This window comes from Cryobacterium sp. RTC2.1 (genome assembly GCF_035018685.1).
Classification (GTDB): Bacteria; Actinomycetota; Actinomycetes; order Actinomycetales; family Microbacteriaceae; genus Cryobacterium; species Cryobacterium glucosi.
Genome location: NZ_JASJXJ010000088.1, coordinates 1 through 15,767 on the forward strand (window position 1 = coordinate 1; position 15,767 = coordinate 15,767).

The window sequence follows — 15,767 nt, forward strand, 5'->3', positions numbered from 1 at the left end:
CTCGAGCAGGCCGTCGACGATCTGGCGCAGGCGCATGCCGTCGGTCACGATCGTGAGGTCACCCGGCACCGCGCCCGCACCCGCACCGTCCCCCGCACCGTCCCCCGGCCCGTCGACGCGCAGCGCGACGCCGAGCTGGGTGCATTGACCCTGCCAGGCGAGCGCGGCCTGCGCGAGCACTCCGCCGACGTCGACACCGAGCGGCCGGCATCCAGTACCTGGGTGATGCGGCTCTTGACGTCCTGCGTGACCGTGAGCGCGCCCGAACCTGTTTCCGGCACCTTCCCGTCGGCGCCGACCAACACAAAGCGCTCGCCGCGTGCGCCGAGGAGGGTGTCGTCCTTGAGCAGGATGCGCAGGGTCGAGAGCGGCCGCTCGCTCAGCGCGGTCGTCCGTGCGCCGAGGTCCGCCTGGGCCTGCGTCGTGACGAGGGTCTGCACGAGTTGCAGGGACACGACGGCAGTGACGAGAACCGCAACGAACGCCACGCCCACCGTGACGAGCAGGATCCTGCCGCCGAGTGACGCGAACCAGCGCCGCACCGCTCAGCCCTCCTGGCCGGCGACGGAATACCCGACGCCGCGGACCGTGCGGATCGGATTTCCCTCGCCGAGCTTGGCCCGCAGTTGGGCGACGTGCACGTCGACCGTCCTGCTCGCACTGTAGTCCGCGATTCCCCAGACCAGGGAGAGCAGTTCCTCCCGCGAATACACCCGTCCGGGCCGGGCCATCAGCTGGGCGAGCAGGTCGAATTCGGTCGCGGTCAGGTCCACGCGGATGCCGCCGCGCGCGACCATGCGCGTCGCCGGGTCGAGCGTCACATCCTCCACCCGCAGCACCGCGTCGCCGATGAGACCCGAGGAGCGGCGCACGATCCCCTTCACCCGCGCGACGAGTTCCCTCGGCGAAAACGGCTTGGTCACGTAGTCGTCCGCACCCAGTTCGATGCCGAGCACCCGGTCGACCTCGTCGTCGCGTGCAGTGACGAAGAGCACGGGTGTCCAGTCCCCCGCCTCGCGCATGGCCCGGCACACCTCGATCCCGTCGAGCCCGGGCAGGCCGACATCAAGGATCACCGCGGCCGGCCGCAACCGGCGAACCTGCTCGAGTCCCGCGCGGCCGTCGGACTCCAGATGCACGGTGAAACCGGCGCGCACGAGGTACAGGCGTTCGATGTCCGCGATTGCGGGGTCGTCTTCGACGACCAGCACCAGCCCTTTGTCGTCGCCCACAGCTTCCATTAAGCCAGTAGGCGCCGGTTGCTGCGAACCGGGCGGGCGGATGCCGGACTCGCCTTACGTTTTCCGTACATTTCCCGAACACGGCGTTTGCGTGCGCCTGCCACTGTGGCTTCACCGCCGGGACCCTCCCGGTCCAGCGAAAGGCAGGAAAATATGAATGCATTCACGAAGCGAGCCACGACCGTTGTCGCTGCGGGGACGCTCAGCCTCGGCCTGATTGCAGGCGGCACGTTCGCGGTCGGCGCGGCGAGCGCGGCCGAGATGCCCACGACCGTTGCAGCGTCCTCGGTATCGGGGTCCACCGTCGCCGGTTCACTCGCGACCGCCGTGTCTGCATCCGCCAACACCGCTGTCGCCGCGGACGAGACGGTGAAGACCGTTGCCCAGTTGCGCGCGGACCTGCGCGCGGCGCTCAAGCTCGACGCGGCCGCACGCCCCGCGGCCATCGCCGCCATTCGCACGGACGTCCTCGCCGGAGCATACGGCGCGCAGGCCAGCCAGTACCTCACGAAGATCGAGGCCGCGGCCGCCGACAAGTCCAAGGCCGACGTGCCGAAGCGGTGGCGCCACGCCCTGCGCCACCTTGTGCGCGCCGACGTGAAGGCACACCAGCAGACCGCCCCTGGCACGTCCACGCCGGCCCCCACTCCGACAGCCGGTTCGTAGCGGAGGGCGTGGCGGGTGCGACGGCCGCGGCGGGCGGCTCGCCCACCGGACGCGTCAGCGCAGCTGGCCGACCGAAGCGAGCGCCATCCGCAGCAGGGAGCCGCGGCCGCCCTCCATCTCGGCGGACACAGCCTCGGATGCCGCCTCGAGCGGCGTCATCCAGGTGAGTTCGAGGGCGTCCTGGCGGGGGTCGCAGGTGCCGGTGACGGGCACGACGTAGGCCAGCGAGACGGCGTGCTGGCGCTCATCCGTGAAGGCGGTGATGCCGGGCAGCGGGAAATACTCTGCGACGGAGAATGGCACCGGGCTCGCGGGCAGCTGCGGGAACGCCATCGGCCCGAGGTCCTTCTCGAGGTGCCGGAACAGCGCATCGCGCAAGGTCTCGCCGTACAGCACGCGCCCGGAGACCAGGGTGCGCGTCATCTCGCCGGTCGGCCGGGCACGCAGCAGCACGCCGAGCTCGACGACCTGGCCGAGCCCGTCGACCCGCACGGGGACGGCCTCGATGTACAGGATCGGCAGGCGCCGGCGGATGTCCGCGAGCTCGACATCGCTCAGCCAGCCCTGGTTCTGGTTGGGTGGCTGGATGTTCTCGGGGCCAGGCGTCCAGTCCGGGTCGGGGTCAGGGGTGCGCACGCTCATGCCTTCATTCTCCCCTAACCGGCGAGCCGATGCGCCATACCCGTTTCCGGGGGCGGTCGCGCCCGTCACTGCCGGCGAGCCGGACCCGCCAGCGCGGGAGGCGCATTCGGGTCCTGGGCAGTGAAAGGTCCGGGGCAGTGAAAGTATTGACCGGTCGACGCACCAGGCCTCGACGCCCGGCAGGAGGACCGACATGGACGAGACCCGAAACGGCGCAGGAGACCCGGTGGAACCGGTCGCCCTGCCGATCGATCCCGGCGCAGTGCTCTGGTCGGCGTCCGAAGCCGACCGGGTCGGGCGCCCGCTGCTCCTGATCCTTCACGGCTACGGCTCCCACGAGGGTGACCTGTTCTCGCTCGCGCCGCACCTGCCGCTCAAGCCGGTCCTCGCGGCGCTGCGGGCGCCACTTCCGGTCGGCGACGGCTGGGCCTGGTTCCCGGTCGGCATGCCCGGCGGCCTGGTCAACCCGAGCGCCCCGAACGCATCCGCTATCGAGGCGGCAGCGGACGGCGTGCTCGCCTGGCTCGACGCGCTCGTCGTGCCGCCGGCATCCGTCGGGCTGCTCGGCTTCTCCCAGGGCGGCGCGATGGCGCTGCAGCTTCTGCGCCAGGCGCCCGACCGATTCGCATTCGCGGTGCAGCTCTCGGGTTTCGTCGCCGCGGCGCCGCAGCCCGGCGACGCCGACCTCGCCGAGCGACCCGTTCCGGTGTTCTGGGGCCGAGGCACGGCCGACCCGGTGATCCAGGCGGATGCCGTCGGCCGCACCCAGGACTGGCTGCCCGGCCACTCGGTGCTCACCGAGCGCATCTACGAGGGCATGGGCCACTCGATCTCGCAGGGCGAACTCTCCGACATCGTCGGATTCCTACGCACGCAGTACGCTGACGCGCCCGCGGACGTAGCCTGACCCACTCGCCTAACCAATTCGACGGAGTTTTTGCCCGGAAAGCGCTAAAAACACGCTCGTACGTCCTAGAAAATCAAAAAGTCCGTCGAATTGGTTAGGGCACAGCGCGTGAGGGTTAGCGCTTCTTCGCGGCGGCTTTCTCGTTCTGGGCGGCAAACCGGGCGGCGTGCGCGGCCTTGCGTGCGCGCTCGGCGTCGCGGTCCTTGACGCGGATCTGCTCCTCACGCACCTCGAACTGGGTAGCGCGCTCGGTGACGAGCCACGCCGGCGGCTGCTGCAGCAACGCGAGGATCTCGGCGCTCGTGAGCGGCTCGGTGACCTTGCCGCGCGCGAGCCCGGAGATCGAGACGCCGAGTTTCGCGGCGACGACCTGCTTGGGGTGCGGGCCATTGGCGCGCAGCAGGGCGAGCCACTCCGGCGGGTTCGTGTCGAGTTCGGTGAGCTCGGTGCGCGAGATCAGGGTGTTCTGGAACTCCTCGGGGGCTGCCTCGAGCAGAATCCCGAGTTTCTGGGCCGCCGTTGCGGGCTTCATGGTCTGGGTCTTCTTCTCGCTCATCAGTCCAGCGTATAGCCTGAGAGCACCACCGCTTCGGCGGTTCATAACGGTGCGCCGCCCCGCGCGCCACAAAAGAGAGGATGCCGGTGACCTTTTCCATCGCCTTCGCCGCCGGCGTCACGCCGACCAAGTGGACCCGCGCCTGGGCAGAACGGCGCCCCGACCAGCCCCTCGAGGTCTTCCGCACCACGCCGGACGAGCAGTCTGCCGTCCTCCGCGACGGCCGCGCCCAGGTCAGCATCGTGCGCCTCCCGATCGACGAACACGACCTGAGCCTGATCGCGCTCTACCGGGAAATCCCGGTCGTCGTCGCCGCGAAGGACCACTTCATCGCCGACGCGGACAGTCTCCTCGTCGCCGACCTCGCCGACGAGCACCTGCTGCAGGACCCCGACGCCGTTCCCGAGTGGCGCGACGTCGCGACCGAGGTGCGCGAGGGCATCCGCCGCCCGCTCGCCGCCGTGCGCGACATGGACGAGACCATGGAGCTCGTCGCCGCGGGCGTCGGCATCGTGATCGTGCCGCATTCGATCGCCCGGCTGCACAGCCGCAAGGACCTCGTCTCCCGACCCGTCGAGGACGTCGCCGAGAGCCAGGTCTCCCTCGCCTGGCTCGCCGCAGAGACGACCGAGGACATCGAAGAATTCATCGGCATCGTGCGCGGCCGCACGAAGGCGAGTTCCCGGGTCGACTCGTTGCCTGCCGGCGGCGAGAAGGTCAAGAAGGAGAAGAAGACCGACAAGGCCAAGGCCGCCGCGAAGGCGTTGCGCGTCGCCGCCGCGAAGGCAAAGCCCGCCGTGGCCAAGAAGACCCAGTCCGCGCCCGGCCGCACCCGCAGCACCGCGAACCTCAAGCTCGGCAAGCGCACCGGCCGCTGAGCCGCGCAGCCCGCGCCGGCAGCGGCAGCGGCAGCGGATGCCGCGCGCGGCCATCGCATCCGCCGCGATTGGTTCTTCGCGCGCCAACTGCGCCGCTTCGCGCCAGGCACGCGTGGCGCGAAGCGGCGCAACTGGCGCGCGGACCGACGCGGCTGGCGCGAAGCGGCGCAACTGGCGCGCGATCTCGGCAGCGCAGCGGATGTCGGGCTCAGGCGGGCGCGACCGGCTGCCGGAGGACGGTCTTGAGCTTGTCCGGGGCGCTTCGCCGCGGGTCGCCGAGGTAGACCTCGTGGTGCAGCCCGTTCGGGCGCAGACCATGCTGGGCCAGGAACTCCCCGTGCAGCCGCGCGAGTGCCGGCCCCTCGTCTTCGTAGGGTCCGACGTGCAGCAGCTGAGCGCAGAGGCCCTCGTCGAGGGACTCGATGCGCACGCTCGCGAGGGCCGGAAGCTTCTTCTTCGCCCTGGTCGCCGTCACGGCCTCGTCGATTGCGGCATCCGTCACCCACTCGGGCTGGCTGATCAGCATCGTCCAGCTCCAGGAGGCCTTGTCGCCGGCCGCGAACGCGGCATAGCCGGCCGGGTCATCGGCGTACCAGAGTCCTTCGAGCGGGGCGACGACGAGGTCACGCCCGAGGCCGCGCTTGGCCGCGAACTTGATCGCGTACGCAACGGCATAAAGCGCCTCGACGGCCTCGGTGTATGCGGGCGCGACGTTCGGGTCGCCGCGTCCGTCGACCGCGATGAACCGTTGCACGGGAACCTCGATCAGCTCCCAGTCGCGGTTCGTCGGCGCATACAGGGGCTTGTCCTCCCGCTTCACGTCGTACGGTCCCGTCACCCGCGGTGCGGTGTTCCGCGGCGCACGCAACTGACCGGTGCGCCGGTCGGTCGTGAACGGTACCTCGTCACTCATCGGGCTGTGCCGACTCCTCCAGCACCGAATCTTCGAGCACCGAGAGGATGTTGCCGGCCGGGTCAGTGAACCAGGCAATCGTCGGTCCGTACCCGCGCATGATGCCCTTCTCGTCCTGGGGCGAGCCCTCGTACCGTTCGAAGACCACCCCGCGGGCCATGAGCGTGTCGACGGCGGCGTCGATGTTGCCGACAGCAAGGTTGAGCATCGTGTACGTCGCCGGCGCGTGGTCGGCCTTCGGATAGACGATCACGTGCGCCCCGCCGGGCAACTCGATGCGCAGCAGTCCCATCCCGCCGTCGGTCACCTCGAGTCCGAGCGTGCCGCCGTAGAAGGCGCGGGCGGCCTCGATGTCGGGGACAGCGAAACCGCTGAACACGTCGAGGATGCCGATGCCCCGGTCGGTTGTCGCCGTTCCGGTCTCTGAGTCAGTCATGTCGAACTCCCTTGCTCGAACGGATGGAACAGGTTAGTCGGTGGAACAGGTGAGTCGCTGGATCACGCCGGTCGTGTCACGTTACCGCGAACTGATCGACGCGAACTTGCGGATGCAGAGCGGCACGAACACGACGAGCATGACGGTGATGCCGATCAGCACCGTCTGGATCGGGTGCTGCATGGTCCAGATGTCGGGCACGGGCGCGGTGCCCTCGTTGCCGAAGAGCTGCCGTGCCGCCTGCACGAGCGAGGAGACCGGGTTCCACTCCGCGAAGATCCGCAGCGGGGTCGGCAGGGTGTCGCTCGGCACGAAGGCGTTCGAGACGAAGGTGAGCGGGAACAGGATGAGGAACGAGGCGTTATTGATCACCTCGGGGCTCTTCACGCTCATTCCGAGCAGCGCCATCAGCCAGCTGAACGCGTAGCTGAACAGGAGCAACAGCCCGACGCCGGCCAGGAACTCGGCCGGCGAGGAGTTCACCCGCCAGCCGACGGCGAGGCCGGTGGCCATCATGATGACCATCGAGATGGTGTTGAGCACGAGGTCGCTGTTCGTGCGGCCGATCAGCACCGCGGACGAGCTCATCGGCAGGCTGCGGAACCGGTCGATGATGCCCTCCTTGAGGTCGAGCGCCATCGCAGAACCGGAGAACGTCGACCCGAACACGACGGTCTGGGCGAAGATGCCCGCCATCAGGAACTGGGTGTAGTCGGTGCCCTGCACCTGAATCGCCCCGCCGTAGACCTGGCTGAAGAGCAACACGAACATGACCGGCTGGATCACGGCGAAGACGAGCATGTCCGGGGAGCGCTTGATCTTGATGAGGTTGCGCTTGGTGACGGTCCAGCCGTCGGAGTACCAGAGCGAGAACGGGTTCCAGCTCGGCAGGGTCGTGGAAATCGCGCTCATCGGGTCTTCACCGCCTCCTTCGAGTCGAGGGCGTCGTCATCCGCTGCGCCATGCGCCTTGTCGGCCTTGTGCCCGGTGAGCTTGAGGAACACGTCGTCGAGCGTCGGACGGCGCATGCCGGCGTCGTGCAGCTCGATGCCGGCGTCCCCGAGTGCCGCGAGCACGAGCTGCAGCGCGCGCGGGCCGTCGGTCACCGCGACCTCGAGGCCGCGGCCGTCGCTCGTGACGCTCGGTTCGCCGTCGCCGAAGCGGGCGAGGATGCCGCGAGCCGCCTCGCTCGCGCCGGCGCCGGCGTCGACGAGCGCGACTTCGAGGCGGTGGCCGCCGATCTGCGCCTTGAGCTGATCGGAGGTGCCCTCGGCGATGACCCGGCCGTCGTCGACCACGACGATGTCGTCGGCGAGCTGGTCGGCCTCCTCGAGGTACTGGGTCGTGAGCAGCACGGTCGTGCCGTCGGCGACGAGCCGCTTGATCACGTTCCAGAGCGCGATGCGACTACGCGGGTCGAGCCCGGTGGTCGGCTCGTCGAGGAAGAGCACCTTGGGGTTGATCACGAGCGCGCCCGCGAGGTCGATCCGCCGGCGCATGCCGCCGGAGAACCCCTTGACCGGTCGGTTGCCTGCCGCGGTGAGCTCGAAGAGATCGATGAGTTCCTGGGCGCGACGCCGGGACTCGCTCGCACCGAGGTGGTAGAGCCGGCCGACCATCTCGAGGTTCTCGAAGCCGGTCAGGTTCTCGTCGACGGCCGAGTACTGGCCGGACACCCCGATGATCCGGCGCACGGCCTTCGGGTCGGCGACGACGTCGATGCCGTCGACGAACGCTGTTCCGGAGTCCGGCCGGATCAGCGTCGTGAGCATCTTCACGACGGTGGTCTTGCCTGCGCCGTTCGGACCGAGCAGGGCCTTGACGCTGCCCCGCGGCACCGAGAGGTCGAGCCCGGCGAGCGCATGCACCGGCCCGCTCTTGGAGCGGTAGGTCTTGGTCAGGCCCGTGGCCTCGATGATCGTCATCGTGTTCATCCCCGCGGTATTGTGGACGTTGTACACATTGTGGATCCAGCGTAACGAGGCGGCCTCACTTTGACAACCACGAACACCGATTCAGCCACCGAAGGCCATGGTCGCACGACCTACCGACACGGCGACCTGAGGCGTGCCCTGATCGACGCCGGCCTCGAGCTCGCCCGGTCCGGCGGCCCGTCCGCCGTCGTGCTCCGCGAGGCGACTCGCCGTGCCGGGGTCACCCCGAACGCCGCCTACCGTCACTTCGCCGACCGGAGTGCGCTCCTCGAGGCGGTCTGCTCGGAGTGCCAGTCCGGCGTCGCCCGCGCGATCGAGGACGGGCAGGCGGCGCTCCCAGCCCCGCCCGCGGCATCCGCCGCGCCCGCAATCGCCCAGGCGGATGCCGCTCCGGCGCCGGCCCCGGCCCTCACCGCGGCGACGGCCCGGCTCCGGTTCCGCGCCGTCGGCACCGGTTACCTGCGTTTCGCCCTGGCCGAACCGGGGCTTTTCCGCACCGCGTTCACAGCCTCGTCCGACCTCGAGAGCGCGACGAGCGCTGCACGGGCCGGTGCGCGCGGGCTGACCCCGTTCCAACTGCTCGGCGAGGCGCTCGACGACCTCGTGACCACCGGGGTTCTCCCCGCCGAGCGCCGACCGGGCGCCGAGTTCCTGGCCTGGTCTGCGGTGCACGGCCTCGCCTCGCTCCTGCTCGACGGCCCGCTCCGCGCCCTGCCCGCCGCCGCGACAGAGGCGCTCATCGGCCGCGTCGTCACCATGGTCGAGCAGGGCCTGTAGCCGCGAGCGCGCTACTCGTAGCGGAGGGACCCGATCGGGTCCTGCCGCGCGGCGCGCCAGGCCGGCAGGGTGCCGGCGAGGAACGCGATGCCCATCACGATCAGGATGATCGTGATGATCGACGCCGGAGTGAACGAGATCAGCTGGAGGCCGGGCAGGTCGGCGAACAGCCTGGTTGAGAGCGCGCGGCTCACGACGGTGCCCACGATCATGGCGATGCCGGCGCCGATCGCGCTGCCGAGGAAGCCGATGAACGCGGCCTCGATGCTGAACAGGCCGAAGATCCGGCCGGCGCCCATACCCATCGCCTTCATCAGGCCGATCTCGCGGGTGCGCTCCTGCACGCTCATCAGGAGCGTGTTGACGATGCCGAAGCTCGCGGCGAGCAGGGCGATCACGGCGAACGCGTTGAGCACGAGCACGATCGCATCGATCACCGACTTGAAGGTGCCGATCTGGTCGGCGACCGTCTTGGCGGTGAAACCGGCGTCGGTGAAGCGGGCCTGGAGCGCGGTGACCTCGCTCGCCGAGGCGTTCGCGTCGAAGTGCACGACGGCCTGGGCGTAGCTGTCCTTCGCGGTCGCGCTGCGTCCGACACTCTGCGCTTCGTAGAGCGCGGTCGTGAGCGCCGCATTGGCGGTCGCGTTCCCTGTCGCTCCGAGTCCCGCTTCCGAGACCCCGACGACGGTCGCATCGATGACGCTCGACGTTCCCGCGGCAGACGTGATGCCGATCTGCACGGTGGTGCCGATCGCATCCGCGTCGCTCGCGAACCCGAGCGGTGCGACGAACGACACCGGCAGCGCGATCTGCAGCTCTGACGATGCCGGGTCGAGCTGGGCGCCCGCGGACAGCTGCAGGGTCGTCCCGGTGACGAAGCTGCCGAGCCCGAGCCGGTATTTCTTGCTGCTGCCCGTCGTCACGTAGTCCGGGGTGGCCGAGAGGCTCGGCTCGACGGAGGTGACCCCGTCGATGGCGGCGATCGTGGTGAGGTCCGTGGACGTGATCGCGGCGACCGTCGTGCTGCCCGGTCCCGCCGCGGCGCGGCTGGTGATCTGGTCTGCCGAGTATTCCTGCGGGCCGGTCGCTGTCGCATCCGCCGACACCTTCGTCACCGTGAGCACGTCGTTCGCGCCGATGGATGCGACGGTGTCGGTGATGTAGGCGTTGATCCCTGTGCCGAGGCCGTTTGTGATGGTGAGCGTGAACGCGCCGATGAAGATCGCGAGCACGGTGAGGGTGGTGCGGAGGCGGCTGCGGAAGCTGTTGCCGATGGCCGAGCCGACGACGTCGATGGCCCTCATGCTGCGACCCGGGCTTCCTCGGCGACGACGAGGCCGTCGCGAATGTAGATCCGTCGGTCGCAGCGGGCGGCGAGGTCCTCGTCGTGGGTCACGATGATCAGCGTGATGCCCTGGTCGCGGTTGAGCCCGAAAAGGATGTCCTCGACGATCGTGCCGGTGGCACTGTCGAGGTTGCCGGTGGGTTCGTCGGCGAAGATGATCCGCGGATCGTTGACCAGGGCGCGTGCGATCACCGCTCGCTGCTTCTGGCCGCCGGAGAGTGCGTTGGCCTTGCTCCTCGCCTTGTCGTCGAGCTCGAGGCGTTCGAGCGCCGCGTGGCCGCGCAGCTTGCGACCTCGGGAACCGACCCCGGCGATCTTGAGCGGCAACACGACGTTCTCGAGCACGGACGCCCCCGGCGTGAGGAAGAACTGCTGGAAGACGAACCCGAAGGTCTTGTTGCGCGTCTCGTTGAGGCGCTTGCCCCTCAGGGTCGAGGTGTCGCTGCCGCCGAGCTGCACGGTGCCGGTGCTCGGCTTGTCGAGCAGGGCGAGCAAGTGCATCAGGGTGGACTTGCCCGAGCCGCTCTTCCCGACGATGGCGACCGATTCGCCGGCGAAGATCTCCAGGGTGACCCCCTTCAACGCGTCGAATCGGTTCTGGCCGCGACCATACGACTTCTTCAGGTCGTAGGCGGCGAGGATGGGGTGGGACATCGTGTTTTCCTCCGTGTGCTGTGGCGCTCTGGGTGCGCCGGGCCGGGCGTGGCGGATGCCGCGAGTCGGCACTGTCCCAGCGTCGCGGCATCCGTCGCGCGGGGCATCCTCCTGCGGCAGCAACCTGCCGTACCGCGGGCGCGGTACGACCCCTCCTCCCACGGGAGGATGCCGCAGCCCGGTGCAGGGGGCATCCTTGAAAGATGACCTCGATGTACAGCCATGCGCACGTGCCGCGCTGGGCCGCCGACGTGCTGGTCAGCCTCGCCGTTCTGGGAAGCGCGTTCGTGCCGGCCGGCCAGTACGCCAGAGTCGCGTCGAGCCCCACCGGCGTGCTGATCGCCCTCGCAGCGGTCATCGTGCTGCTGCCGCGCCGCCGCTGGCCGCTGCCGGCACTCGCGGCGTGCGTCGCCCTGTTCGTGCTCGCCGGCGCCCTCGGCGTGCTCAATCCGGCGTTCTCCCTCGCGACGGCGATCGCGGTCTGGAACGTCGCCATCCGCACCGACCGGCGCACGACGCTCATCGCCACGGCGATCGCCGCGGCCACGCTCGTCGGCACGAGCCTCGCCGTCACAACGGCCGAACTGCTCGACGCCCGCGTGGTGCAGTATGCGGCGGTCATCGCCTTCGCCGGTGCTGCGGGGGACGCGATGCGGTCGCGCCGCGCATACATCATGGCGATCACCGAACGCGCCAGGAACGCGGAGGAGACCCGCGAGTCCGAGGCGCTGCGCCGGGTCGCCGAGGACCGCCTGCGCATCGCCCGCGAGCTGCACGACGCCGTCGCCCACCAGATGGCCGTGATCAACCTGCACGCCGGGGTCGCCGCCCAGGCCCTCCCCGACCGCCCGGCCGATGCGCAGGACTCGCTCACGACGATCCGCCAGGCCGTGCTGCGCGAGATCGGCACCCTGCTCGCCGTGCTCAGGGACGACTCTGCCGGCCGCCCCCGCCCCCCGGCCGCCGAGATCGGCCTCGGCCGCGTCGACGCGCTCCTGGCCGACTTCGCCCGCGACGGCCTCGCCGTGACGGTGAGTGCGCGCGGCGCGGGCACCCGGCTGTCGGCCCCCGTCGACACCATCGCCTACCGGATCGTGCAGGAGGCGCTCACCAATGCGCACAAGCACGGCGCTGGCCACACCGCAGAGCTCCGCATCAGCTACGGCAGCGGCAGCGTCGACATCGAGGTCGAGAATCCGGTCGCGTTCCACGTGCTCCACCCCGCAGCGGATGCCCCGGCCGGCCACGGCCTCGTCGGCGTCGCCGAACGCGCGGGCACCATCGGCGGCACGGTCGAGTTCGGCGTGCGTCCCCCGGACACCTTCCGCCTCGCCGTGAGCCTGCCGATATCGAGCGCCGGGGCGGATCCCTCCGCCGACATCCCGAACACCGGGCCGCCGGCCCCTGCTCGCATCTCGGCCCCGACCTCGGTTCCGGACCCTGCAGCAGGAGCGACCTCGTGATCAGGGTCCTGATCGCGGACGACCAGACCCTGATCCGCACGGCCGTGCGCGAACTGGTCAGGCACGAGCCCGACCTCGAGGTCGTCGGCGAAGCCGCTGACGGGGCCGAAGCGCTCGCACAGTCCCGGCTTCTGCTGCCCGATGTCGTGCTGATGGACATCCGCATGCCAGTACTCGACGGCATCGAAGCGACCCGTGCGATCTGCGCGGATCCGGGGCTCTCGACCGTGCGCATCTTGATCCTGACGACCTTCGAAGAGGACGAATACGTCGTGCAGGCCCTTCGGGCAGGGGCCGGCGGCTTCGTCGGCAAGGGCACGGAGGCCGCCGACCTGATGCGGGCGATCCGCACGATCCACCAGGGCGACGCGCTGCTCTCCCCCACGGCGACGCAGAGCCTGATCCGCCGCTACGTGCTGCCGGCCGGGCCCGGGCGCGCAGCCGTGGTGCCGCCGAGCCTCGCGCACCTGACCGATCGGGAGCGGGAGGTCCTCACGCTCGTCGCGCGCGGGCAGTCGAACGAGGAGATCGCGGCCCGCCTGTTCATCTCGCCGCTGACCGCGAAGACCCACATCAACCGGACCATGGCCAAGCTCTACGCCCACGACCGCGCGCAGCTCGTCGTCATCGCTTACGAGAGCGGACTCCTCGTGCCGGGCACCGGCAGCTGACCCCGGTCGCGCGCGCCGCGGCATCCGCCACCCCGACACCGGCCCCGAACCAATTCGACGGAGATTTTCGGTTCTGAACCGGTTGATGAATACCGCCCACGTCTCAGAAATCCAAATACTCCGTCGAATTGGTTCCGCCATTGTTCGGGCATCGGTTCGGGACCTGCTCGTGCTCGTGCTGCCGGTGCTGCGTTCGTTGCGCCTGCTCCGCCTCGTGACCGGCCTCTCCGCCTTCCCTCGCTCGCCGGGGACAGCGATGCGGTCCCGCGTCGGCATCTACGTCACGCCCGCGACCGTCCTTCTCGTGTTCCTGGCCTCCCTTTCAGTGCTCGACGCCGAGCGGCACGCTCCCGGCGCGAACATCGCCTCGTTCGGCAACGCGCTCTGGTGGACCTTCGTCACGATCGCGACGGTCGGCTACGGCGACTTCACCCCCGTGACGATCGAAGGCCGGCTGGTCACGGTCGCCATCATGCTCGGCGGGATCGCCCTCATCGGGGCCGTCACGGCGACCGTTGCTTCGTGGGTCGTCGACCGCGTCGCCGATCTCACCCGCGACCAGGGCGCCGACAAGTGATGCGGCGCGCCGATTGAGGTCCCCGCGCCCCGCCGCCGCTACCGAATCCGCAGCCCGCTACAGAAACGGCGGGCGCGGGCTGCCGGAACCGGCGCGGCGGCGGATACATCTGGGCGCGGGCTGCCGGAACCGGCGCGGCGGCGGATACATCTGGGCGCGGCCTGCGAAAACCGGCGCGGCCGCGGATGCGTGTGGGGGCATCCGCTCAGTGCAGGCGCACCAGGGAGTACCGGTCGTCGCGCGGCAGGGTGTCCACGGTCGCGGTCACGGTCAGGTCGCGGAGGAATACCGCGCCGCCGACCGTGGTCAGGAAGGCGGTGTCCGCGGCGTCACGGCCGGTCGCGATGCGCAGGAGCGTCTGCCGTGGGGCGAGTCCGGTGGCGTCCACGACGTGCCAGGCGTCGTCGACGAAGACCTCGGCGACCGCGTGGAAGTCCATCGGCGAGAGCCCGGGCGCGTAGACCGAGACGACCCGGGCCGGCACGTCCCGCGCGCGCAGCAGCGCGACGACGAGGTGGGCGAAGTCCCGGCAAACGCCCTGCCGGTCGATCAGGGTGCGCACGGCGCCGTCGGTCGGCAGGCTCGACCCCGGTTCGTAGCGCAGCTTCCCGCCCACCCAGTCGGCCACCGCGTTCATGAGCACGGTGCCGGAGAGCCCGGCGAATTCGGCAGCGGCCGTGCCCCAGAGCCGGTCGGATTCGCAGTACCGGCTCGGGCGCAGGTAACGCACGAGGTCGATCTCCGAGTAGCCGGCGTCGCTCGTCTGCCCGGTCGCGGTCACGGAGTAGTCGATATCGACCGAACCGGCCTCCGCCTCGACGACGTGCAGCCGGGTGCCGTGCTGGTCGAACACGATCCGAGACTCGAGCGGCGCGCCGTCCTGCACCGCAGTGAAGGTCTCAACGACCGAGACGGCCGGGTCGTCGGCGACGCCGATCGAGAGGATCAAACGGGCGGGCGCGCGCACGTCGAGAGCGAGGCGAGCGGATGCGTTACGTTCCATCCCACGATGATGGCATGCGCCCGGCGCGTCGCGGTACCGCCCTCGCCAGCGCGTCGCATCGATGCCGCAGACCCGGAGAGGACACGCCGTGCGGCGCGGTCCGGGCTGGTGCACCTCGCCAGGCGGGTCCATGCTGGGGACATGCTCGGGGAATTGAACAATCGTGAAATCGACGCAGTCCTGCAGACCAGTGTGGTCGGCCGGATCGGCTGCCACAGCGACGGCCGCACCTATATCGTGCCGATCACGTACGCCTATGATGATGGCACCGTGTACGCCCACAGTGCCGCCGGCACCAAGGTCGACATGATGCGGGCCAACCCCGACGTCTGCTTCGAGGTCGAGCAGCTCGACGACCTCGCGAACTGGCGCACGGTCGTCGCCTGGGGCGAGTTCGAGGAGCTCCATGACGCGGATGCCGACGACGGCCTGCGCAAGCTCCTCGCCCGGCTCGCACCGTACGTGACCTCGACGACGGCGCAGCCGGTCTCCGGTCCCGACGGCACGTTCCACGGGATCAGGACGACCGCGTCGGAGCCGGTGCCGCCCTCGGCGGGCCGGGTGGCGGCATCCGGTCAGGCCCCGGTGATCTACCGGATCCGGCTGACCGAGAAGACCGGCCGATTCGAGGAACGCTCGACGTCAGGCCGTGAGCGGCGGGCGGCTGAGTCCAGCGACATGTACACCTGAGGGGTCCGAGTCGACCGCGACAATGCGGTTGTCCGCGTCGACGTGCACGACGACGGGCACGTAGCTGCGGGACTCTTCGTCGCTCATCTGCGCGTAGGAGATGATGATGATGAGGTCGCCCTGCATGCCGAGGCGGGCCGCGGCGCCGTTCAGGCCGATGACCCCGCTGCCGCGTTTGCCGGCGATGAGGTAGGTCTCGAAGCGGCTGCCGTTGTTCACGTCGACGATGCTGACGCGCTCACCGGCGAGCAGGTCGCCTGCCTCCATCAGGTCCTCGTCGACCGTCAGCGAACCGACGTAGTGCAGGTCGGACTGCGTCACGGTGGCGCGGTGGATCTTGGACTTGAACATCGTGCGCTGCATGGTGGAACTGGGCCTTCCGGCGGCCGCCCCGAAGCCGCGCCCAGGGGGGGG

General features: G+C 70.1%; 20 protein-coding genes. 8 read left to right on the plus strand and 12 right to left on the minus strand.

Going from position 1 to position 15,767, the window contains the following annotated elements; all coding sequences use genetic code 11:
- Positions 1 to 44: 44 nt before the first annotated feature.
- Positions 45 to 542 (minus strand): hypothetical protein, encoded by a 498-nt coding sequence (locus QN357_RS11755; protein WP_323504927.1) that lies wholly within the window; start codon positions 540 to 542, stop codon positions 45 to 47.
- A gap of 3 nt (positions 543 to 545) precedes the next feature.
- On the minus strand, positions 546 to 1,241 hold the full coding sequence (locus QN357_RS11760; RefSeq protein ID WP_322136576.1) for a response regulator transcription factor: 696 nt from the start codon (positions 1,239 to 1,241) through the stop codon (positions 546 to 548).
- Positions 1,242 to 1,394: 153 nt separating this feature from the next.
- Here QN357_RS11760 and QN357_RS11765 point away from each other — a divergent pair, with 153 nt between their 5' ends.
- Complete coding sequence (locus QN357_RS11765) at positions 1,395 to 1,907, plus strand: hypothetical protein (protein WP_322136577.1); 513 nt, start codon at positions 1,395 to 1,397, stop codon at positions 1,905 to 1,907.
- 54 nt (positions 1,908 to 1,961) lie between these two features.
- Here the strand turns inward: QN357_RS11765 and QN357_RS11770 are convergent, their stop codons facing one another.
- Positions 1,962 to 2,549 (minus strand): NUDIX hydrolase family protein, encoded by a 588-nt coding sequence (locus QN357_RS11770; RefSeq protein WP_134446366.1) that lies wholly within the window; start codon positions 2,547 to 2,549, stop codon positions 1,962 to 1,964.
- A 193-nt stretch (positions 2,550 to 2,742) separates the two neighbouring features.
- On the opposite strand from QN357_RS11770, the gene QN357_RS11775 reads away from it, so the two are divergent.
- Positions 2,743 to 3,456: an alpha/beta hydrolase gene (locus QN357_RS11775; RefSeq protein WP_322189273.1), complete on the plus strand. Its 714-nt coding sequence runs from the start codon at positions 2,743 to 2,745 to the stop codon at positions 3,454 to 3,456.
- A gap of 115 nt (positions 3,457 to 3,571) precedes the next feature.
- Here the strand turns inward: QN357_RS11775 and QN357_RS11780 are convergent, their stop codons facing one another.
- Complete coding sequence (locus QN357_RS11780; protein WP_134558379.1) at positions 3,572 to 4,012, minus strand: DUF5997 family protein; 441 nt, start codon at positions 4,010 to 4,012, stop codon at positions 3,572 to 3,574.
- Between the two features lie 86 nt (positions 4,013 to 4,098).
- Between QN357_RS11780 and QN357_RS11785 the strand changes: the two genes are divergently transcribed.
- Positions 4,099 to 4,890: a LysR family substrate-binding domain-containing protein gene (locus tag QN357_RS11785; protein ID WP_322140609.1), complete on the plus strand. Its 792-nt coding sequence runs from the start codon at positions 4,099 to 4,101 to the stop codon at positions 4,888 to 4,890.
- Positions 4,891 to 5,098: 208 nt separating this feature from the next.
- Here QN357_RS11785 and QN357_RS11790 read toward each other — a convergent pair whose 3' ends face one another.
- From QN357_RS11790 to QN357_RS11805, 4 genes are all read right to left on the minus strand, one after another.
- Positions 5,099 to 5,803: a GyrI-like domain-containing protein gene (locus QN357_RS11790; RefSeq protein WP_322136580.1), complete on the minus strand. Its 705-nt coding sequence runs from the start codon at positions 5,801 to 5,803 to the stop codon at positions 5,099 to 5,101.
- On the minus strand, positions 5,796 to 6,239 hold the full coding sequence (locus QN357_RS11795) for a VOC family protein (RefSeq protein ID WP_322136581.1): 444 nt from the start codon (positions 6,237 to 6,239) through the stop codon (positions 5,796 to 5,798). The genes QN357_RS11790 and QN357_RS11795 overlap by 8 nt, the downstream gene beginning before the upstream one ends.
- A gap of 81 nt (positions 6,240 to 6,320) precedes the next feature.
- Complete coding sequence (locus QN357_RS11800; RefSeq protein WP_322136582.1) at positions 6,321 to 7,151, minus strand: ABC transporter permease; 831 nt, start codon at positions 7,149 to 7,151, stop codon at positions 6,321 to 6,323.
- The gene (locus QN357_RS11805) at positions 7,148 to 8,164 is read right to left on the minus strand and encodes an ATP-binding cassette domain-containing protein (protein ID WP_322137363.1); all 1,017 of its coding nucleotides are present in this window, start codon (positions 8,162 to 8,164) and stop codon (positions 7,148 to 7,150) included. Before QN357_RS11805 ends, QN357_RS11800 begins: the two co-directional genes overlap by 4 nt.
- A gap of 69 nt (positions 8,165 to 8,233) precedes the next feature.
- On the opposite strand from QN357_RS11805, the gene QN357_RS11810 reads away from it, so the two are divergent.
- A complete protein-coding gene (locus QN357_RS11810) occupies positions 8,234 to 8,950 on the plus strand; it encodes a TetR/AcrR family transcriptional regulator (RefSeq protein WP_322136583.1) in 717 nt (238 codons plus the stop codon).
- A gap of 11 nt (positions 8,951 to 8,961) precedes the next feature.
- Here QN357_RS11810 and QN357_RS11815 read toward each other — a convergent pair whose 3' ends face one another.
- Positions 8,962 to 10,254, minus strand: a complete 1,293-nt coding sequence (locus tag QN357_RS11815) for an ABC transporter permease (protein WP_322136584.1) — start codon at positions 10,252 to 10,254, stop codon at positions 8,962 to 8,964.
- Positions 10,251 to 10,949, minus strand: coding sequence for an ABC transporter ATP-binding protein (locus QN357_RS11820; RefSeq protein ID WP_322136585.1), 699 nt, complete (start codon positions 10,947 to 10,949; stop codon positions 10,251 to 10,253). The genes QN357_RS11815 and QN357_RS11820 overlap by 4 nt, the downstream gene beginning before the upstream one ends.
- Positions 10,950 to 11,152: 203 nt before the next feature.
- Here QN357_RS11820 and QN357_RS11825 point away from each other — a divergent pair, with 203 nt between their 5' ends.
- The 3 genes from QN357_RS11825 (at position 11,153) to QN357_RS11835 (ending at position 13,660) form a co-directional block, all read left to right on the plus strand.
- The gene (locus tag QN357_RS11825; RefSeq protein ID WP_323504928.1) at positions 11,153 to 12,412 is read left to right on the plus strand and encodes a sensor histidine kinase; all 1,260 of its coding nucleotides are present in this window, start codon (positions 11,153 to 11,155) and stop codon (positions 12,410 to 12,412) included.
- The gene (locus QN357_RS11830; RefSeq protein WP_322136588.1) at positions 12,409 to 13,083 is read left to right on the plus strand and encodes a response regulator transcription factor; all 675 of its coding nucleotides are present in this window, start codon (positions 12,409 to 12,411) and stop codon (positions 13,081 to 13,083) included. Before QN357_RS11825 ends, QN357_RS11830 begins: the two co-directional genes overlap by 4 nt.
- A gap of 169 nt (positions 13,084 to 13,252) precedes the next feature.
- Positions 13,253 to 13,660, plus strand: coding sequence for a potassium channel family protein (locus tag QN357_RS11835; RefSeq protein WP_323504929.1), 408 nt, complete (start codon positions 13,253 to 13,255; stop codon positions 13,658 to 13,660).
- A 205-nt stretch (positions 13,661 to 13,865) separates the two neighbouring features.
- Here the strand turns inward: QN357_RS11835 and QN357_RS11840 are convergent, their stop codons facing one another.
- Positions 13,866 to 14,663: a transglutaminase family protein gene (locus QN357_RS11840; RefSeq protein WP_322136590.1), complete on the minus strand. Its 798-nt coding sequence runs from the start codon at positions 14,661 to 14,663 to the stop codon at positions 13,866 to 13,868.
- A gap of 153 nt (positions 14,664 to 14,816) precedes the next feature.
- On the opposite strand from QN357_RS11840, the gene QN357_RS11845 reads away from it, so the two are divergent.
- Entirely contained in the window at positions 14,817 to 15,353 is a 537-nt protein-coding gene (locus tag QN357_RS11845) for a pyridoxamine 5'-phosphate oxidase family protein (protein ID WP_322140607.1), read from the plus strand.
- On the opposite strand, the gene panD is transcribed toward QN357_RS11845, so the two are convergent.
- Entirely contained in the window at positions 15,306 to 15,716 is a 411-nt protein-coding gene (gene panD, locus QN357_RS11850; RefSeq protein WP_322136592.1) for an aspartate 1-decarboxylase, read from the minus strand. The two genes, QN357_RS11845 and panD, sit on opposite strands and share 48 nt — an antisense overlap.
- Positions 15,717 to 15,767: the final 51 nt, after the last annotated feature.